Annotated in this window: 17 protein-coding genes; 9 read left to right on the forward strand and 8 right to left on the reverse strand. The window is 75.6% G+C overall.

What is annotated here, in order from left to right; translation table 11 throughout:
* Positions 1-31: 31 nt before the first annotated feature.
* The 3 genes from Ae331Ps2_RS27945 to Ae331Ps2_RS32260 form a co-directional block, all read right to left on the reverse strand.
* Positions 32-685 (reverse strand): vitamin K epoxide reductase family protein, encoded by a 654-nt coding sequence (locus Ae331Ps2_RS27945; protein ID WP_083696105.1) that lies wholly within the window; start codon positions 683-685, stop codon positions 32-34.
* Positions 682-1329 carry a thioredoxin domain-containing protein gene (locus tag Ae331Ps2_RS27950; RefSeq protein WP_020626884.1) on the reverse strand — a complete coding sequence of 216 codons (648 nt, stop codon included), beginning with the start codon at positions 1327-1329 and terminating at the stop codon, positions 682-684. Before Ae331Ps2_RS27950 ends, Ae331Ps2_RS27945 begins: the two co-directional genes overlap by 4 nt.
* An 82-nt stretch (positions 1330-1411) precedes the next feature.
* Positions 1412-1750, reverse strand: coding sequence for a hypothetical protein (locus Ae331Ps2_RS32260; RefSeq protein ID WP_158071477.1), 339 nt, complete (start codon positions 1748-1750; stop codon positions 1412-1414).
* Positions 1751-1907: 157 nt separating this feature from the next.
* On the opposite strand from Ae331Ps2_RS32260, the gene Ae331Ps2_RS32265 reads away from it, so the two are divergent.
* Positions 1908-2393 (forward strand): cupin domain-containing protein, encoded by a 486-nt coding sequence (locus Ae331Ps2_RS32265; protein WP_075305620.1) that lies wholly within the window; start codon positions 1908-1910, stop codon positions 2391-2393.
* 16 nt (positions 2394-2409) lie between these two features.
* On the opposite strand, the gene Ae331Ps2_RS27965 is transcribed toward Ae331Ps2_RS32265, so the two are convergent.
* Genes Ae331Ps2_RS27965 through Ae331Ps2_RS27975 form a run of 3 tightly spaced genes read right to left on the reverse strand, consistent with a single transcriptional unit; the run spans position 2410 to position 5842 of the window.
* The gene (locus Ae331Ps2_RS27965; RefSeq protein ID WP_233147492.1) at positions 2410-3087 is read right to left on the reverse strand and encodes a response regulator transcription factor; all 678 of its coding nucleotides are present in this window, start codon (positions 3085-3087) and stop codon (positions 2410-2412) included.
* Entirely contained in the window at positions 3084-4391 is a 1308-nt protein-coding gene (locus Ae331Ps2_RS27970) for a sensor histidine kinase (RefSeq protein WP_083696109.1), read from the reverse strand. Before Ae331Ps2_RS27970 ends, Ae331Ps2_RS27965 begins: the two co-directional genes overlap by 4 nt.
* On the reverse strand, positions 4388-5842 hold the full coding sequence (locus Ae331Ps2_RS27975; RefSeq protein ID WP_139318676.1) for a heparan-alpha-glucosaminide N-acetyltransferase domain-containing protein: 1455 nt from the start codon (positions 5840-5842) through the stop codon (positions 4388-4390). Before Ae331Ps2_RS27975 ends, Ae331Ps2_RS27970 begins: the two co-directional genes overlap by 4 nt.
* Positions 5843-5929: 87 nt before the next feature.
* Here Ae331Ps2_RS27975 and Ae331Ps2_RS27980 point away from each other — a divergent pair, with 87 nt between their 5' ends.
* From Ae331Ps2_RS27980 to Ae331Ps2_RS34405, 8 genes are all read left to right on the forward strand, one after another.
* Complete coding sequence (locus tag Ae331Ps2_RS27980) at positions 5930-6412, forward strand: DinB family protein (protein WP_075305618.1); 483 nt, start codon at positions 5930-5932, stop codon at positions 6410-6412.
* Between the two features lie 2002 nt (positions 6413-8414).
* Entirely contained in the window at positions 8415-9245 is an 831-nt protein-coding gene (locus Ae331Ps2_RS27990; RefSeq protein ID WP_075550109.1) for a tetratricopeptide repeat protein, read from the forward strand.
* A 125-nt stretch (positions 9246-9370) separates the two neighbouring features.
* Complete coding sequence (locus Ae331Ps2_RS27995; RefSeq protein ID WP_060712599.1) at positions 9371-10177, forward strand: enoyl-CoA hydratase/isomerase family protein; 807 nt, start codon at positions 9371-9373, stop codon at positions 10175-10177.
* A gap of 53 nt (positions 10178-10230) precedes the next feature.
* Complete coding sequence (locus Ae331Ps2_RS28000; RefSeq protein ID WP_233147491.1) at positions 10231-13119, forward strand: FAD-binding and (Fe-S)-binding domain-containing protein; 2889 nt, start codon at positions 10231-10233, stop codon at positions 13117-13119.
* Positions 13120-13267: 148 nt separating this feature from the next.
* A complete protein-coding gene (locus Ae331Ps2_RS28005; RefSeq protein WP_139318674.1) occupies positions 13268-13666 on the forward strand; it encodes a hypothetical protein in 399 nt (132 codons plus the stop codon).
* 213 nt (positions 13667-13879) lie between these two features.
* Positions 13880-15382 carry an APC family permease gene (locus Ae331Ps2_RS28010; protein WP_249265548.1) on the forward strand — a complete coding sequence of 501 codons (1503 nt, stop codon included), beginning with the start codon at positions 13880-13882 and terminating at the stop codon, positions 15380-15382.
* Positions 15383-15506: 124 nt separating this feature from the next.
* Positions 15507-16286, forward strand: a complete 780-nt coding sequence (locus Ae331Ps2_RS28015; protein WP_139318673.1) for a hypothetical protein — start codon at positions 15507-15509, stop codon at positions 16284-16286.
* 147 nt (positions 16287-16433) lie between these two features.
* Positions 16434-17072 carry a C40 family peptidase gene (locus tag Ae331Ps2_RS34405; RefSeq protein ID WP_075305615.1) on the forward strand — a complete coding sequence of 213 codons (639 nt, stop codon included), beginning with the start codon at positions 16434-16436 and terminating at the stop codon, positions 17070-17072.
* A gap of 53 nt (positions 17073-17125) precedes the next feature.
* Here the strand turns inward: Ae331Ps2_RS34405 and Ae331Ps2_RS28025 are convergent, their stop codons facing one another.
* Together Ae331Ps2_RS28025 and Ae331Ps2_RS28030 are read right to left on the reverse strand one after the other, a co-directional pair.
* The gene (locus Ae331Ps2_RS28025; RefSeq protein ID WP_075305614.1) at positions 17126-17530 is read right to left on the reverse strand and encodes an STAS domain-containing protein; all 405 of its coding nucleotides are present in this window, start codon (positions 17528-17530) and stop codon (positions 17126-17128) included.
* A gap of 303 nt (positions 17531-17833) precedes the next feature.
* On the reverse strand, positions 17834-18628 hold the full coding sequence (locus Ae331Ps2_RS28030) for an SDR family NAD(P)-dependent oxidoreductase (RefSeq protein WP_020627269.1): 795 nt from the start codon (positions 18626-18628) through the stop codon (positions 17834-17836).
* Positions 18629-18641: the final 13 nt, after the last annotated feature.

An 18641-nucleotide genomic window follows, 5' to 3' on the forward strand; every position in this document is an offset into this window, starting at 1 on the left:
AGCAGCTCAGGAGCGGCTCGGAGCGGCTCGGTCAGAGCAGCGAGGACCAGTAGGTCCAGAAGCGCTGCAGGATCAGCGCCGCGATCACCAGGAACCACAGCACGACCGGCACCGCGTGGTAGCCGGCGATCCGGGCGTGCAGCGCACGCGCGCCGCCGCCGAGGGCGTCCAGGGTCGCGAGCAGCGAGTACCAGAAGATCGGGATCGTCACGACCCACACGACCATGCAGTACGGGCAGAGCGCGCCGATCCGGTACAGGCTCTGGACGATCAGGTAGTGCACGAACACGACGCCGAGCGCGGACCCGACGGTCAGCCCCACCCACCACCAGCGCGGGAAGCGGGCCCCGGCCAGCAGGGCCACACCCGTCGTCACCACGACCGCGAACGCCCCGATCCCGAGCAGCGGGTTCGGGAACCCGAAGAACGCCGCCTGCGGGGTCGTCATGACCGACCCGCAGGACAGCACCGGGTTGATGCTGCACGACGGCGTGTAGCTCGGGTCCATCAGCAGTTCGATGCGCTCGACGGTCAGTGTGAACGCCGAGACCAGCCCCAGCACGCCGCCGACGACGAGCAGCCACGGTAGGAACCGCGGCACCGGCCCCGGCACGGCCGAGGTATCGGGGGTGACGCGGGAGAACTCCTCGGTCCGTGCCGCGGAGGGCGCCGCCGGGACGCTCATCGGTTCACCGCGGCGTCGAGGGCGTCGGTGATGTCCTGCACCGAGCGGAGCTGCACCTTCTCGCCGTTGACGAAGATCGTCGGGGTGCCCTCGACGCCCGCGGCGGTCCCGGCGTCCTTGTCGGCCTGGATCTTCGCGGCGGTCGCCGGGTCGGCGATCGCGGCGTCGTAGGCGTTCAGGTCGAGGCCGAGGTCCTGGGCGTAGCCGCGGAACACCGTCGCCGCGTCCGGGGACTCGGACCAGTCGCGCTGGGTCTGGAACAGCCGCTCGTACATCGGGTGGAACGCGCCCTGGGCGCGGGCGGCCTCACCGGCGAGTGCCGCCGCCTCGGCGTTCTGGTGCATCGGCAGCGGGAAGTTGCGGAACACGAACTGCACGCGGTCGCCGTACTGCGCCACCAGCTGGTCCATGATCGGCTGGACCTGGCCGCAGGCGGGGCACTGGAAGTCGGCGAACTCGACCAGGGTGGCCGAGGCGTTCGGGGCGTCGTTGAGGCGGGCGGCGTCGGCGGTGACGAGGCTGTCGGGCGTGCCGGCGGCGGCGCCGGTCTCCGGGGTGTCGGGGCGCGTCGCGAACAGCAGGGCGGCCACGATCAGCGCGAACGCGCCGAGGGCGGCCAGGGAGATCTTCACGTTGCGGGTCATCGGGAGTCTTCCTCCACGGGGCCCGGCACGGTGGCCGGGTCGGAACGGGTGCGGGGACACGGTGGCGGGGTGACCGCACGCCTCAGTTGCGGTCCACGCAGAGGTGCTCCACCGGCGACGGCGCGCACAGGGTCCGTTCCGGTGCGGTGGGTGGCGCGACGCCCGCGTGCCCGGAGGGCAGGACGGAGACGACGGCGACCGGGACCAGCGTGGGGACCGGCACGTCGTCGTCGCGGCGGGGGGCCTGCTCGCAGTCCCCCGGGTGCAGCAGCGTGAGCGGGTGCTGCGAGCAGTCCGAGCCGACGACGACCGCCGGCGCGGCGCCGTGGCCGCCCGAGGCGGTGGCGACGGCGGGTCCCGCGCAGAGCACCAGGGCCAGGACCAGCAACGTCAGCGGGGCGAGGACGCGCACGTGCCTCACCCCACCTCTCCGCTCCGGCCACGGCCGGACGCCTCCGGCAGCGTCGGTGACGATACCGAGGGGCGCTCGCCGCCCCGGCGCTCCCCCACGGCCCCGCGCGGGCGGTGACCGGCCACAGCGCCGGGACGCCCGGTCATCGGTCCGCTACGTTCGGTGCGTGAGCTTTCCCGAGCCCGGCGCGGTGTGGCGCCCCGCCGCGACCACCGAGCGCGCCGTGACCTCCCCGACCGGCTCGTGGACCCGGTTCGCCGCGCCCGGCACGGAGGTCGGTGGCGGGTTCGGCCTGTTCGAGTCGTGGATCCCGGCGGACTCCCCCGGTGCGCTGCCGCACCTGCACACCGGGTTCACCGAGAGCTTCTACGTCCTCGACGGCGCGCTGCGGATCATGACCGGCGAGACCTGGACCGAGGCCGGACCGGGTGACCTGGTGCACGTCCCGCACCGGGGCGTGCACGCGTTCCGCACCGGCCCGGACAGCGACGCGCGGTTCCTCATCCTGTTCGTGCCCGGCGCGCCGCGGGAACGCTACTTCCGGGGGCTGGCGGAGTTCGCCGCACGGGCGACACCGCCGTCGCCGGAGGAGGTCGACGCGTTCGCGCTGACCTGCGACCAGGTCAACCTGCGCGACCACCCGGGCTTCTGAGCGGGGCGGCCGGGGCTCAGCTGACCAGACCCGCCCGGAACGCCAGCGCGACGAGCTGGACGCGGTCACGCGACTGCGTTTTGGCGAGCAGGTGCCCGATGTGGGTCTTCACCGTCGCCTCGGAGACGACGAGGTCGGCCCGGATCTCGGCGTTCGACCGGCCGTTGCCGACGAGGACGAGCACCTCCCGCTCCCGCGGGGTCAGCTCGGCGAGCGCGGCGACGGCGTCCACCGACGGCTCCGCGGCGGCCGGCTCAGGCGCGGTGAGCAGCGGCCGGGTGGCGCGCAGCAGCCGCCGGGTGGAGACGGGGTCGACGACCGAGTCGCCGCGGTGCACGGTGCGGACGGCCTCGATGAGGTCCTGCGGGGACACGTCCTTGAGCAGGAAGCCGCTGGCACCGGCGGCGATGGCCTCGGTGACGGACTCGTCGAGGTCGAAGGTGGTCAGCACCAGGACCCGCACCCCGGGGTGCTCGGCGACGACCCGGCGGGTTGCGGCGATGCCGTCGAGGCGGGGCATCCGCACGTCCATCAGCACGACGTCGACCTCGGTGCGGTCCAGCTCGGCGAGTGCGGCCTCGCCGTCGCCGGCCTGGGCGACGACGGCGAGGTCGTCGCAGGAGTCGAGCACCATCGCGAAGCCGGTGCGGACCAGCTCCTGGTCGTCGACGAGCATCAGTCGTACGGGGTTCACCGTTCTCCTCGGGCCGGGGGTGTGAGGGGCAGACGCAGCCGGACCGTCCAGCCGCCGTCGGCGCGCGGTCCGGCCTCGACCGAGCCGCCGTGCAGAGCGGCGCGCTCCCGCATGCCGGTCAGGCCGTGCCCGCCGCGCGGCGGGGTGGGGACGGGGCCGCGGGCGCCCTCGTCGTGGACGCGCACGGTCAGCTCGTCGGGGGTCCACCGCAGCTCGACGTGGGTGGGCACGCCGGTCCCCGCGTGCTTGATGACGTTGGTCAGCGACTCCTGCACGATCCGGTAGACGGTCAGGCCGGGCCCGGTCGGGAGCTCCCGCTGGGTGCCGACGGTCCGCAGGTCCACCGGCAGCCCGCCGGTGCGGACCTGCTCGACGAGTGCGGGGACGTCGCCGACGCCGGGCTGCGGACGCGCCGGGTCGGTGTCGGTGCCGTCGTCCGGGCCGGTGTCGCGCAGCATCGACAGCAGACCGCGGACGTCGGACAGCGCGGAACGGCCGGTCGTCGCGATGCCGGCGAGCACCTCGACGGCCTTCGCCGGGTCGCGCTGCGCGGCGAACTGGCCGCCGTCGGCCTGGGCGATGATCCCGGACAGCGAGTGGGCGACGACGTCGTGCACCTCGCGGGAGATCCGCGACCGCTCGGCCAGCAGCTCGAGGCGGACCTCCTGGCGGCGGCTCTCCTCCAGCAGCCGGTTGCGTTCGCGCAGGTCGAGGGTCCGGCGGTGGGCGGCGCGGCGCAGCGACCCGAGCAGCCACACCAGCAGCGGGACCGTCGCCATCGCCCCGATCAGGGCCAGCGCCACCAGCGGCGTCATGTCCGGGGAGGCGAACAGGAACGCCGGACCGCGGGCCACGAACGGTCCGAGCACCCCCACCATGAGCACGACCAGCGCCAGCCAGCCCGCCCAGCGGGGCCCGTAGGCCACGGCCGAGTACCCCATGACCAGCGACGGCAGCAGGAACGCGGCCATCGTGCCGGGCAGCCCGAAGGTACAGACCAGCGCGACGACCGCGGTCGCGATCGCGGCCGGCATCGGGTACACCCGGCGCAGCGGGACGGGCAGCGACGCCAGCACGGAGACGACCAGCGCCTCGATCCGCATGTCCGAGCGGACGCCCTTGCCCTCCAGTGTCCAGCTGACCGCGACCCAGATGAGCAGGGCGGCCAGCACGGCGTCGACGACGACGGGGATGCGCCGGCCGAGTGCCACCGCACGTTCGACGAGGGTCGGGGCCTCCGAGGGCGACGAGCGCAGCGCGGGCAGCCGGCGCACGGCGTCCCGCAGCCGTGTCGCGGTGCTCATCGCGTCTCCTCCCGGCCGGGACGGGCCTGTGGCACCTGTCGCGCCGGCCGCGCAGGCCCCGTGGTCGATGATGTCCGATACCCGATCGTGTCGGCCGCCCGGCCCGCCGTCGCGCTGTCCATGTCCCCAGCCTCGCGCGGGGCGGCCGCGCGAGGCATCGGAGCGGGGTCCGATCCCCGGTCTCCGACCGTGGGCGGAGACCCGGCGGCGCGGACGGAGACGCCGTGCACCAGTGCCTCCAGCGGACCGCGCCCGACGAGCCGGCGCCAGGTCCACGCTGTGACCACCGCCAGGCCCGCGACCAGCGCCGTCGCCGCCCACGGCGCGTCCTGCGGCCACCCGCCGAGTGCGGCGAGCAGCGCGATGTGCCCGGCGTACAGGGTCAGCGGGAGCGCGCCGGTCGCGGTGAGCGGGTCGAGCAGCCGTCCCCCGTACCGCGCGGCGAGCAGGCACAGGCCGAGCACCGCGACGGCGACCCCGGCCGCCCCGACGACGTCGAACGGGCTGCCGCTGTGCGGGGTCGCGGCGAGCAGCCAGGCGGGTGTGGTGGTGGCGACCGTGCCCAGGGCGGTGCCGCCGAGCAGCTGCAACGCGAGCTGGGCCGGGACGCCGAGCCGGTCGGCGACGGGCGCGACCGATGCCAGGAGCGCGTCGCGCCCACCCAGGACGTCCAGCGCCAGCCAGGACCCGCCGTAGCCGAGCACCGCGCCGGCGGCCCCGCCGGCGACCAGCCGGGTGCCCGCGGTGCGCAGGTCGAGCCGGCCGAGCGCCATCCCGAGCAGCAGGAACGGCATCCAGGTCAGGACGGGGTAGGCGCCGCTGAGCAGCACCGTGTCGAGCGCGTGGAGCAGGCCGGCGGGCGAGATGAGGTCGGACAGCTGCACGGTCGCGCCGAGCACCGTCCGGCCGCCGGCGTCGGGGGTGGACCCGAACCGGGCACGCAGCACCCAGGACAGCAGTGGCCCGGCGACGGCCCAGACCGCGGCGGCGACCGCGAGCGCCCGGGCCGGCGCGAACAGCACCGGCAGGAGCAGCCAGAACAGCACCCCGTAGACGACGAGGATGACCATCGGTCCACTGCTGATCTCGGCCAGGAGCAGCCCGAGGACCACCAGCAGCAGTCCCCGCACCGCGATCCGGCGGCGCAGCCACGCCCGGTTCCGCGCGGTCGGCGCGGCGAGGACGGGCGCGGCCATCAGGGTCAGCGACACCCCGCCGAGCACCGCGAACAGCACCGCGGCGCGCCCGGTGACCGCCTGCACCAGCCAGCTCGACCCCGCGGCGACGGCGACGTGCGCGACGATCATGCCGAGGACCGCGAGACCGCGGGCGGCGTCGAGGCCGGCCACCCGGGTCCGCCCGGCCCGGTGCCGGCCGCGCGGCCACGACCCGCTGTCCGGTCGGGCGGGTGGCACCTGCGGTGGGCCGGGAATCCGGTCTGTCGTGCTCATGCTGCAACGGTGCGGGCCCGGGCCGGCCGGGCGCGTCGGAGCGGGGAACGATCTGCGCCGTCCGACCACGGTCGTACGGTCGCTCCCATGAGCAATCCCTTCGCGGTAATGGTCGGCGACGAGCGGACCCAGCTGACGGCGTTCGTCGAGGAGTACCGGACGCTGATCGCCGGCCTTCTCGACGGGCTGACCGAGGAGCAGGCGCGACGGCGGCTGGTCCCGTCGGCGACGACGCTGCTGGGGCTGGTCCGGCACGCCGCGTTCATGGAGACGGTGTGGTTCGGCATCGGGGTCCACGGCGCGACGCGCGCGGAGCTCGGCATCCCCGAGACCGTGGAGGAGTCGTTCCTGCCCCGTGACGACGAGACCATCGGCTCGGTCCGGGACCACTACCTGCGGGTGTGCGAGCGTTCCCGCGGCGCGGTGGCCGGGCTGGCGCTCGACGATACCGTGACCGGACGCGGGTACCCGATCACGGTCCGCTGGCTGCTGCTGCAGGTGCTGCGGGAGCTGGCCCACCACTGCGGGCACGCCGACATCCTGCGGGAGCAGATCCTGGCGGCGGGCTGAGTCGCCCGCCGCCGCCACGTCCGTCGGTCCCGGGCGGGTCAGGCCCCGGGGCCGGCCGGGGCCGTCGGTGCGGCCCCACCACCCGCGGCCCCACCACCCGCGGTGCCGCCGCTCGCGGTGCCGCCACTCGGAGAACCGCCACCCGCGCTGCCGACCGCCGGCGGGTGTCCGGTCGACGGGCCGCCGGTGCCAGGGCCGGATCCGGGGCCGGTCGCGTCCGGGACCCCGTTCCCGGTCCCCGTGCCGGATCCCGTCCCTGCTCCCGGTCCCGGGCCCGACGCGGGCCCGGCTCCCGCCGGGGGCGCCGGGGCCGGTGCGGCTCCGGTACCGGAGGGCTGTCCCGTGCCAGTGCCGCCGGAGCCCGACGGGGTCGTGCCGGCGCCGGGCGTGCCGGGCCCGGCCGGGCTCGTGCCGCCGGGTGGGGTGCCGGGTGCCCCCGGGGTCGTCCCCCCGGCGGGCGCGCCCGGAGCGGCCGGACCGGGCCCGCCCGGAGCCGCCGCTCCGCCCGGAGCCGGGGCAGCCGGTGCCACCCGGCCGCCCGCCGCCGGTCCGCCCGGAGCCGGCGGAGCGACGGGTGCCGCCGGTGCGCGGCCGCCGCCCGGTGCCGGGCGCTGTGCCGCGCTCGATGCCGGGAGCTGTGTCGCGGGACCGGCCCGCCGCTCGTCCGGGCCCGCGGCCGGGTCCGGGCGGGACGCGCGGTCGGGATCCGGGTCGGCCCGGTACCGCTCCGGCGAGGCGGCCCGGTCAGGCGCCCCGTCACCGGAGGAGACCCCGGGCATCGGGACCAGGGGTCCCGGCCCCCCGGGGAGACCCGCGGTCACCCCGTCCGGGCGGGTCACCGCCGTCGGGTCGGTCGCGCCGGGCCAGCCTGCGCCGTCGCTCTGCTCCGACACCAGCGCGACCGCGCCCGCGGCCGCCAGCAGGGATCCGACCAGTACCGCTGCCGTGAGCCGGGGCGTCGCGCGCGGCCCGACCGCGGGGACACCGGGCAGGGTCGGGTGAGGGCCGGTCGGCGGTGGCAGCGAGCGGGCGCCGTCGGGCGGTGGGACGGGCGTCGCTCCGGGCACGTTCGGCCCGGCGATGCCCGGCGCAGCGGCAGCGGGCGCCGTGGATCCCGGTCCCGCGGCAGCCGTCGACGCAGCGGCCGCCGCCCCAGCAACCGTCGCCCCAGCAACCGTCGCCCCAGCAACCGTCGCCCCAGCAGGGGTCGACGCAGCCGGGGTCGACGCAGCCGGGGTCGACGCAGCCGGGGTCGACGCAGCAGAGGTTGCTTCGACGGAGGCGGGCGCAGCGGAGGCCGGGCCGGCTTCTGCGGTGCTCTCCCGATCACGGTCGGACGTGCCGGAATCCGGCGCAGCGCCCGTCGCGGTGGGCACCTCGGCGGTGAGCACCGGACCCGCGGTCGCGGGGTCGTCGGAGGACGGTGCGGCGGCCTCCGGCACCGCACGGGGCGGCGTCACGCCGGCCCCGAACGCCTCGATGCCCGGAGGACCGGGCTCGTCCGCGGGCGGGGCGACGAGCGGCGCCACCCCCAGGAAGGGCGACGTCGGCCGCAGCGGGGGCCGTGGAGGCGGCGGGCGGAAGGGCCGGCGCACCGGCCGGTCCACTCGGTCACCGGCGACGGGGTCGGCGCCGGTGTCTGGACGCCGCACCGCCCCTGCGTCGTCCGCGACCTCACCATCGGTGTGGTCGGCGTCCCCCTGCCTCGACACGAGGTCCCCTCTCCGCACGGCGTTCACGCGATTGTCGAGCCCACGGACACCGCACTCCAGGTGCCGCGACGACCGTGCACCCGTTCGGGATCGCCGACCGCACGGCCGAGTGACCCCACGGACGGTCCGCGCGCTCGCTGTCACACACAGTGACGAAAGAACGAGTCTTTTCCTCGAACACCCCTCCGGGGTGCGCGTTGATCCCGATAACGAGTACGCTCCGTTACTGGCGAGTGGGCCGTTCGAGTGATCATGGCTCGTTCGCGGAGTACGGGGGGGTCGGGTTGTTCATGACCGAGCGGAGGGTGACCGTCCGGCACCGCGGTGCCGGACGGTCGACGACGACCGTCCCCCTGCGCGAGGACCTGCGCGCCCGTCACGACAGCGCCGCGACCGACGTGCGCACCGCGGGACGTCGGGGCGACATGCCCGCGCTGCTGGACGCCACCCGTCGCGCCCACCAGGTCCTCACCGCCGCCCGTCGCGACCTGGGTCCGGACGACCCCGACACGCTCGTCGCCGAGGGGACCCTCGCCGTCGCGCTGCTGCTCGGCTACGACCGCACCGGCGGGCTGGAGCTCGCCACCCGCAACCTCGCCGCCCGCGAGGCACTGCTCGGCCCGGACCATCCGGCCTCACTCGCGGCCGCCGACGCCGTGGCCGCGGCCCACCGGGAGACCGGCGACGCCCAGGAGGCGGTCCGCCGGCACGAGGACGTGGTCACCCGGCGGACACGGGTGCTCGGTGAGACCCATCCCTGCACGATCGCCTCCCGCGCCGCGGTGGCGATCGCGCGTGCCGACACCGGCGACCTGCGCGGCGCGGCCGGCCTGCTCGCCGCGACGCTCGAGGTCGCCGAGCGGGCGCTCGGCGACGGGCACGCGGTGACCGACGACGTGCGGGAGCTGCTCGCCGACTGCCGCGCCGCCGACGCCGCGGAGCGCGCTGCGGAGCCGACCGGGGAGCCCGACCCGCCGACCGGCGTCCTCCCCCGGATGCGCCGTCCGCCCGAGGACGCCGAGCCCCCGACCGAGGTCCTCCCCCGGACCCCGGACCCGCGCGAGGACACTCTCCCGATCGTCTTCGACCGGCCCTCCGGCCCGCTGCGCGTCGTGCGCTGAGCGGCCCGACGGGCTCGGGCCCGCCGGTGCAGAGTGGCCACGGGGCGGGCGACGTCGTCGTGGCCGGGGTCGCGCACGCCCTCGACCCCTCGACACGCTCTGCCCGCAGCCCCCGGAGGACCCCCATGACCCTCGATCCGAGCACCTACACCCAGCTGCGGTTCGAGCGCCGCGACGACGGCGTCCTGCTCATCACCATCGACAACCCGGCGAAGTACAACGCCGCCGACGAGGTCCTGCACGGCGAGCTCGCGCGGGTCTGGCGGGACGTGTCCGCCGACGCCGCCACCCGGGTCGCGGTGATCACCGGGGCCGGGAAGGCGTTCTCCGCGGGCGGCGACCTCGGCATGGTCGAGCGGATGGCCGGCGACCACGAACGCGTCTCCCACATGCTCCGGGAGATGTCCGACCTGGTCTGGAACATCATCGACTGCGAGAAGCCGGTCGTGTCGGCGATCAACGGCGTCGCCGTCGGCGCCGGGGTGGTCGTCGCGCTGCTCGCCGACATCGCGATCGCCGCCGAGGACGCGAAGCTGGGCGACGGCCACGTGAAGCTCGGCGTCGCCGCCGGGGACCACGCCGCGATCATCTGGCCGCTGCTGGCCGGGATGGCGAAGGCCCGCTACTACCTGCTGACCGGCGAGATGGTCACCGGCGCCGAGGCCGAGCGGCTGGGGATGGTCGCGAAGGCGGTGCCGCGCGACCAGGTCCTCGACGAGGCGCTGCGGGTCGCGCACGCCCTGGGCACCGGCTCCCAGCAGGCCATCCGGCTCACCAAGCGGGCGTTGAACTCGTGGCTGCGCAGCGCGGGACCGGCCTTCGAGCAGTCCGCCGCCTACGAGATGCTGACCTTCATGGGCCCCGACGTGGTGGAGGGCGCCGCCGCGCTGCGCGAGAAGCGTCCCCCCGACTTCCCCTCGGCACGGGGCTGAGCCTGGTGCAGGGTGGGTGCACGCGCGTCCCACCACACGCCAGGAGCACCACCGTGACCCTCACCGGATCGCCCGCGGAGACATCGCCCACCGACCCGGCAGGCCGCCCGGCCCTGCTCGCCCTGCACGACCGGCTCGCCGCCGCGGTCCGGCCGGCCGCCGTCGCCACCCGGGCGATCGACCGGCTCCGGATGGCGCACGACGCGTCGCACTTCGCCCGTACCCCGGCCGCGGTGGTGACGGTGTCGAGCGCTGCCGAGGTCGCCGCGCTGTTCCGCGCGGCGGGCGGGGTGCCGGTGACGTTCCGCTCGGGCGGGACGAGCCTGTCCGGGCAGGGGGTCACCGACGGGATCCTCGTGGACGTCCGCCGGCACTTCCGCGACGTCGAGATCCTGGACGGCGGCGAGCGGGTGCGCGTCGGGCCCGGCGCGACGGTGCGCTCGGTCAACACCCGGCTCGCCCGGTACGGCCGGATGCTCGGCCCGGACCCGGCCAGCGAGGTCGCCTGCACCCTGGGCGGGGTCGTCGCGAACAACTCCTCCGGCATGGCCTGCGGCACCGCCGCGAACAGCTACGCGCTGCTCGACTCGGTCGAGCTCGTCCTGCCGTCGGGCACCACCCTGGACACCGGCGCACCCGGCGCCGACGACGAGCTGCGCGCCCGCGAGCCGCGGCTGTGGGCGGGCCTGGCCCGGCTGCGCGACCGGCTCCGCGGCGACACCGCGCTGCGCACCGAGATCGAGCGCCAGTTCGCGCTGAAGAACACCATGGGCTACGGCCTGAACTCCTTCCTCGACCACCACGACCCGGTGCAGATCCTGGCCCGGCTGCTCGTCGGCTCCGAGGGGACGCTCGCGTTCCTCGCCTCGATCACCATGCGCACCGTGCCGGTGCTCGCCCACACCCGTACCGGGCTGCTGGTGTTCGACGACCTCGCCGCCGCCAACCGGGCCCTGCCCGGCCTGGTGGACTCCGGCGCCGCGACGATCGAGCTGCTGGACGCGACGTCGCTGCGGGTCGGGCAGGGCGACACCGACGCCGACCCGCGGCTGCGCGCACTGACCGTCGACGAGCACGCCGCGTTCCTCGTGGAGTACCGCGGGCACACCGCCGACGAGGTCACCCAGCTCGCCGGGGACGCCTCCGGCCTGATCTCCGGGCTGCCACTGCGGGGCCCGCGGGAGCTGTCGGCGGACCCGGTCGCGAAGGCCGGTCTGTGGAAGCTGCGCAAGGCGCTCTACGCCAAGGTCGCGGGCGCCCGCCCGCCGGGCACCGCGGCGCTGCTGGAGGACGTCGCCGTACCCGTCCCGGACCTGCTCGCGACCTGCGAGGGCCTGATCGCGCTGTTCGCGGAGCACGACTACGACCACGCCGTGATCTTCGGGCACGCCAAGGACGGCAACGTCCACTTCATGCTGACCGAGACCCTCGACGACTCCGGCACGGCGGGCGGCCGGGACCGCTTCGGCCGGTTCACCGACGACATGGTCGACCTCGTGCTGGCCCACGGCGGGACGCTCAAGGCCGAGCACGGCACCGGCCGCATGATGTCGCCGTTCGTCCGCCGCCAGTACGGCGACGAGCTCTACGAGGTCATGCAGGAGATCAAACGGCTGTGCGACCCGCAGCGGGTCCTCTCCCCCGGCGTCGTCCTCGACGACGACCCCACCGCGCACCTGGCAGGTCTCAAGACCAACCCGGCCGTCGAGTCCGAGGTGGACCGCTGCGTGGAGTGCGGGTTCTGCGAGCCGGTCTGTCCCAGCCGCGACCTGACCACCACCCCGCGGCAGCGGATCGTGCTGCGCCGCGAGATGGCCGCCGCCCGGGCCGCGGGCGACGACGCCCTGCTCGCCGAGCTGGAGGCCGACTACGCCTACGACGGCGTCGACACCTGCGCCGTCGACGGCATGTGCGGCACCGCCTGCCCCGTCCTGATCAACACCGGTGACCTGGTGCGACGGCTGCGCGGCGAACGCGACCACGGCCCCGCCGGCGCGGGCTGGACCCTCGCCGCGAAGCACTGGGGCGCCACCACCCGGGCCGCCGGGCTGGCCCTCACGGTCGCGCGGGCCGTGCCCGGCGCCGCACCCGTCTCGGCGGCGCTGCGCCGGGTCGCCGACCCCGAGCAGGTGCCGCAGTGGAGCCCCGACCTGCCCCGCGGCGGCGGGCGCCGGGTCCCCGGCGGTCTGGTGTCCACCGACGCCGACCTCGTCCTGTTCTCCTCCTGCACCGGTGCCATGTTCGGCTCGGCGGGCCCCGGCGCGGGCGAGGCGTTCTCCCGCCTCTGCGGACGGGCGGGGCTGCGGGCGAGCGCACCCGCCGGCCTGGGGTCGCTGTGCTGCGGCACGCCGTGGAAGTCCAAGGGGCTGCACGACGGGTTCGCCGCGATGGCCGAGCGGGTCCTCCCCGCGCTGTGGACGACGAGCCGCGGCGGGGCGGTCCCGGTGGTGTCCGACGCGTCGTCGTGCACCGAGGGCCTGCGGGTGATGGTCGCGTCCGGGCCGGAACGCTACCGCGGCCTGCATGTCCTCGACGCCGTCGCGTTCACCGCCGAACGGATCCTGCCCGCGCTCACCGTGCCCGCCCGGCTGGCCCGGCTCGTCCTGCACCCGACCTGCTCGGCCACCCAGCTCGGCCTGCTCGACCCGCTGCGACGCCTGGCCGCGGCTGTCGCCGACGACGTCGTCGTCCCCGACTCGTGGAGCTGCTGCGGCTTCGCCGGGGACCGCGGGATGCTGCACCCGGAGCTGACCGCGGCGGCCACCGCCGGGCAGGCATGGGAGCTCGCCGGGGTCGACGCCGACGCCCACGCCTCCTGCAACCGCACCTGCGAGCTCGGCATGAGCCGGGCCACCGGCCGCGACTACGAACACGTCCTGGAGATCCTCGAACGCCTGACCCGTGCCGCACGTCCAGCAGTGACCAGGACTACACCGCACTGATCCGTTCGGGTGGCGCCATGAGCAGTTCTCGTGATCCTGACGCACCTTTTTCGGTCAAGTCCTTGTTTACAACCGGGTGGACAGGGCATGAATGTCCGTGATGCGCGCCTTCGTGGGGGCGGTGCGCACCCGGAAGGAGCACATGACCGTGACCGTGGTGACAGGTGGGTCCGCGGCGAGCGCCGTCATGGCCATCGTCCGCATCGAGGCGCCCGCGGGCGTCGAGGCGGACGTCGTGGAGGCCGAGCTGACCCGTGCCCTGCACACGCACCGCAAGCGTCCGATGACCGTCGAGCTGTCCCTGGCCGACGGCACCGGGCCTTGGCCACGTCGCGGACCGGCCCGGTACGCCTTCGTCGCCGTGCTGACCATGGCCGGGCACTCCGAGCCGGAGCGGCTCGCCGCCCGCATCGAGAAGACGGCCCGCAAGGCGATCCGGCGCCGCTTCGGCCGCCCGGCCACCGCCGAGGTCCGCACCGAGATCTCCGGCGCCGAGGCGGGCGCCTACTGGTTCAGCGTCCGGGGCACGCCGCACCGGCAGTGCTGAACCCCCGGCGGATCGGCCGGCCCACCCGGTGACCGGTCCGGTGGCCGGTCCGGGGCGTGAGACACGACACCGGCGTTTCCGTTCAGGTGCGCCCGTGCCGCATCCTGTGTGCCGCCGCCGACCCGGGCGGGCGCAGACGAGACGGGGAACGACCGTGCCCACCATCCTCACCGCCGAGATCGGCGGTTGACCGCCGCCGCACCGCCTCCCCTCGTGGAGGCCGGCCCGAAGGGGCTCCGGACCGGAGCGCTGGGCCTGTGGGGCAACACCGTCATCGGGCTCGGCGCCACCGCGCCCGCCTACAGCCTGGCCGCGACGCTCGGCTACGTCGTCCTCGCCGTCGGCGAGAAGGCGCCCGCGATGTTCCTCGTCGCGTTCGTGCCGATGCTGTTCGTCGCCGTCGCCTACCGCGAGCTGAACCGCGCGGTCCCCGACTGCGGGACCACGTTCACCTGGGGCACCAAGGCCTTCGGGCCGTGGGTCGGCTGGATGGGCGGCTGGGGCGTCGCGGTGTCGGCGATCATCGTGCTGGCCAACGTCGCCGAGATCGCCGCCGTCTACACCCTGCGCGCGCTCGGGTTCGACGCCGCCGCGGACAACACCCTGGTCAAGGTCGGTGTCGGGGTGCTGTTCATCCTGGTCATGACCTGGATCAGCCACCGCGGGATCGTGCTGTCCGAGCGGTTCCAGAACGCGCTGATCGTCTTCCAGATCGTGGTGCTCGCCGTGCTGGCCGCCGGTGCGCTGTGGCTGGTGTACTCCGGCGACGCCGGCCCGCAGGCCGTGCTGCCCAGCTGGAGCTGGTCCGACCCGACCGGGATCTCCGGCTCGGCCGCGGCGCAGGCACTGATCCTGTGCATCTTCGTCTACTGGGGCTGGGACGCCTGTCTGGCCGTCGGCGAGGAGACCCGCGGCTCGACGAGCACCCCGGGCCGGGCCGCGCTGCTGGCCACGGTGATCCTGCTGGCGATCTACGTCGTCGTTGCCGTCGCGCTGCAGTCCTACGCCGGGTTCGGCGCGACCGGGATCGGCCTGGCGAACCCCGAGCACTCCGAGGACGTGCTCACCCTGCTCGGCGCGCCGATGGGCGGCACGGCGCTCACCGCGGTGCTGCTGCTGACCGTCGCGGTGTCGGCGGCGTCGTCGACCCAGACCACGATCCTGCCCACCGCGCGCGGCGCGCTGGCGATGGCCGTCTACGGGGCGGTCCCGCCTCGCTTCGGCAGCGTCCACCCCCGCTACGCGACGCCCGGGTTCGCCACCGTCGTCATGGGCCTGTCCGCGGTGGTCTTCTACCTCGTGCTGGGCCTGGTCAGCTCGGACGCGCTGCTCGACACCGTCGCCTCGCTCGGCCTGGCCGTGGCGTTCTACTACGGCATCACCGCCTTCGCCTGCGTCTGGTACTTCCGGCGCACCCTGCTGCGCTCACCACGCGACCTGCTGATGCGCGGCCTGCTGCCGCTGCTCGGCGGGGTGGTCATGGTGTGGGCGTTCGTGCAGAGCTCGATCGACATGCTCGACCCCGGCTACGGCGAGACCTCCTTCGGCCCGGTCGGCGGGGTGTTCGTGATCGGCGTCGGCATGATCGCGCTCGGTGTGCCGCTGATGCTGGCCTGCGCGGTGCGGCTGCGGCCGTTCTTCCGCGGCGAGACCCTCGACGAGAACACCCCGGTGCTCGTCCCGGAGACCGGTGAGCCGCCCTACGGCGGTTCCTAGACCACACGGGGAGCGACCGGTCACCGCCCCCATCCGGTGACGGTCCCGACGGAACGGACCGACGACGCATCCGCCCAGGTGGGGGGCCGCCACGACGATCATGACCTCGCGTACGGTGCGGCCCATGGCTTCCGACACGAGCAGGTCCACGGACAGCGGCACCGCGACCGGTACCCCGGAGACCGACGACGCGTCCGGCTCCGTCGCGACGGACCGGACGACCACGACCGGCACGACCGACACGACCGGCGGCACCGGAGCCGACTCCCCCGCCACCGACGCCCCCGCGACCCCGGCCGGGAGCGCACCGACCGCCGCCGGGAGCACGGAGGCGACCGACACGACCGACACCGGCGCGGCCACGGGCGACTCGTCCACCGCGGCGACGCCCGCGCCGACCGGGTCCGACACCCCGGCCGACACCGCGGCGGCCACCCCCACCTCCGAGGCGACCACCGGGACGACCTCGGCGACGACCTCCGGGACGACCTCCGGTGGTGGGCTCGCCGGAGCCGGCGCCGTCGTCGCCGCGGGGCTCGGCCTCGCCTCGCTCACCGGCACCTCGGTCGGCGACATGCTGCGCGAGCGCGAGTCGCTCGTCGGGCAGATCCAGGCCGCGACCGGCAGCCCCGGCGACACCATCGAGTCCTTCTACGGCGCGCCCTGGGACGTCGCCGCCCTGGTCAACGGTGTCGTCGCGCTGGTCGCGGTGCTCGTCGGGCTCGTCCTGGTCCTCGGCCCGGCCGCCCGGCCCGCCGCGGGCGCCTGGGTCCGGCCGGTCGCACTCGGCGGCCTCGTGCTCGGCGTCCTGGGCCTGCTGGTCTCCGGCGGGATGTACCTCGACCTGTTCGCCTCGACGCCGGTGCTCCCGCAGATGCCGGGCATCCCCGGCCTCGGCGGCTGACCCGCCCCTCCGGCCAGCCCCGAGCGCGCGTCCCGAGACGGCGCATCCCGTGGCGGCACCGACCGGGTCGCCCCGTTCACCCGCTCGATCGCTTCCGCTACCGGTCGCCCCGGTCCCGTCCCTAGGTTCGACGCAGGTCACCGCCCGGTGACCGCGTCGCACCCGCCGACCGCGGGCGACCGGGAGGAACCGACCGGGATGAACACCGTGCCGCTCCGGTCCCCGTTCGCGACGACGCTCCTGGCCGTGGTCCTGCTGCTCGTCACCGGCGGTGTCGCCGCGGCCGGGCCGCCGGGGACGCCCGAGCAGCGGGCGGCGACCGCGGTCGAGGTCGCCCTGCGCCAGGTGGGGCTGCCGTTCGTCTGGGGCGGCAACGGGCCGGAGAACGGCGACCGCGGATTCGACTGCTCCGGGCTGACCGCCTTCGCCTACGGCAAGGCCGGTGTCGTCCTGCCGCGGACCGCGCACGCCCAGTACCGCCGCGGCCCGCAGGTGCCCGCCGGGGCCGCGCTGCACCCGGGTGACCTGGTCTTCTACGGCACCGTCGACAAGGTCCAGCACGTCGGTCTGTTCGTCGGGCAGGACCGGATGGTGAGCGCGCCGACGTTCGGGATGCCGGTGCAGACCTCCTGGTACCGGTGGCGCGGCGACGACTACCTCGGCGCGACCCGCCCGGCGCAGGCCACCGACGGCGTCCCGGACCCGGCGCTGCGCGAGACCCCGGACCCGTCGATCCCGGACGAGCCCTGGTTCGACGCGCCCGCCGCGCCACCGCTGCCCCGATGACCGCGCGGCCCGCCGGCCCGCGCGACGACAACGCTGCCGCCCACGCGCCGGGGTCAGGACGCGTCGGCGACCGGCACATCGACCGCGACCACGGTGAGACCGGGGCCCGGGACCAGCCGCAGCGCGCGTGCCGCCGGCGCGGCCGGGTCCAGCACCACCACCAGGGAGGCGCCCGTGGCCCGGGCGCGGTCCGCGGCCGCACGCAGCATCGCCACACCACGCAGCCCGAGGAACCCCACCGCGTTCAGGTCCAGGACGACCCGGCCACCGGGCGCGGAGTCCACCGCGGCGAGCACCCGCGCCTCGACCGAGGGGCCGGTCGCGAGGTCGATCTCGCCGGACACGCCGATGACGACGGTCGCGGCGCCGCCGGGTCCGACGTGGACCTGCGGGTCGGTGGTGACGGTGTCGGGCGCCGGGACGGCGAGGAGACGACGGGATGGCGTGGGCGCGGTCATGTGTCCGCCAGGGGGAGGTGGGGTCGGTCCCCCACTACGAGGAGGGTCGACCCGTGGTGCCGTCGGAGCACGGAGCTGTACCGGACGGCCGAACGGCGACGGCCCCCGAGAGGGTGTCGCCCGTGAGAGGCATCGAGCAGATCCGGTCGTCGGATCGACGAGCCCGGAACGTCACCGTAGCCGTCGTCGACACCGGGTGTCCAGGGTGCGGTCCGCTCCTCCGCCGGACCGGCGCCCCGACGCACTCCGCGGGGGCCTCGCCGCCCGGGCCCGGCGCTCCCGGGCGGCGAGGACCCCGGCGGGTCACATGCCCATGCCGCCGTCGACCGGCAGGCCGGCACCGTTGACGAACCGGGCGGCGTCCGACGCCAGGAATGCGACCACGTCGGCGATGTCGGCGACCTCGCCGAGCCGACCCGACGGGGTCAGCTCGACCACCGCGCCGACGGCGGCCTCCGGGCTCTCGAACAGCCCGAGCCCGGCGGTCTCGACCGCGAGCTTCTGCCCCATCGCGGTCGGGACGAGCCCGGGGTACACGCAGTTGACCCGCACCCCGTAGCCGAGCTTGCCCGACTCCATCGCCGCGACCCGGGTGAGCCGGTCGACGCCGGACTTGGTCGCGGAGTAGCCGCCGATGGCGGGGAAAGCGATGGTCGCGGCCACCGAGGCCACGTTGATCACGGCCCCGCCGCGGCCGGCCGCGCCACCCGGGCGCATGGCGCGGAAGGCGTGCTTGATGCCGAGCATCGTGCCGAGCAGGTTGACCTCGAGCATCCGGCGGACGTCGTCGGGCTCGGTGTCGGCGAGCAGCTGGGTGACCTCGACGCCCGCGTTGTTGACGACGACGTCGAGTCCGCCGAACCGCTCCACCGTCTCGGCGACGGCGCTGGTCCAGGAGGCGTCGTCGGTGACGTCCAGGTGCACGAACCCGTGCTGCTCGCCGAGGGACTTCGCGAGCGTGCCGCCCGCCTCGTCCTGCAGGTCGGCGACGACGACCCGGCCACCGGAGTCGGCCAGCGCGCGGGCCATCCCCTCGCCCAGTCCCTGTGCTCCCCCGGTCACGAGCACGGTGCGTCCGGTCAGGTCGATCTGCGTCACGGCGACTCCAGTG

Origin of the sequence: Pseudonocardia sp. Ae331_Ps2, assembly GCF_001932405.1 — a bacterium.
Taxonomy (GTDB): Bacteria; Actinomycetota; Actinomycetes; order Mycobacteriales; family Pseudonocardiaceae; genus Pseudonocardia.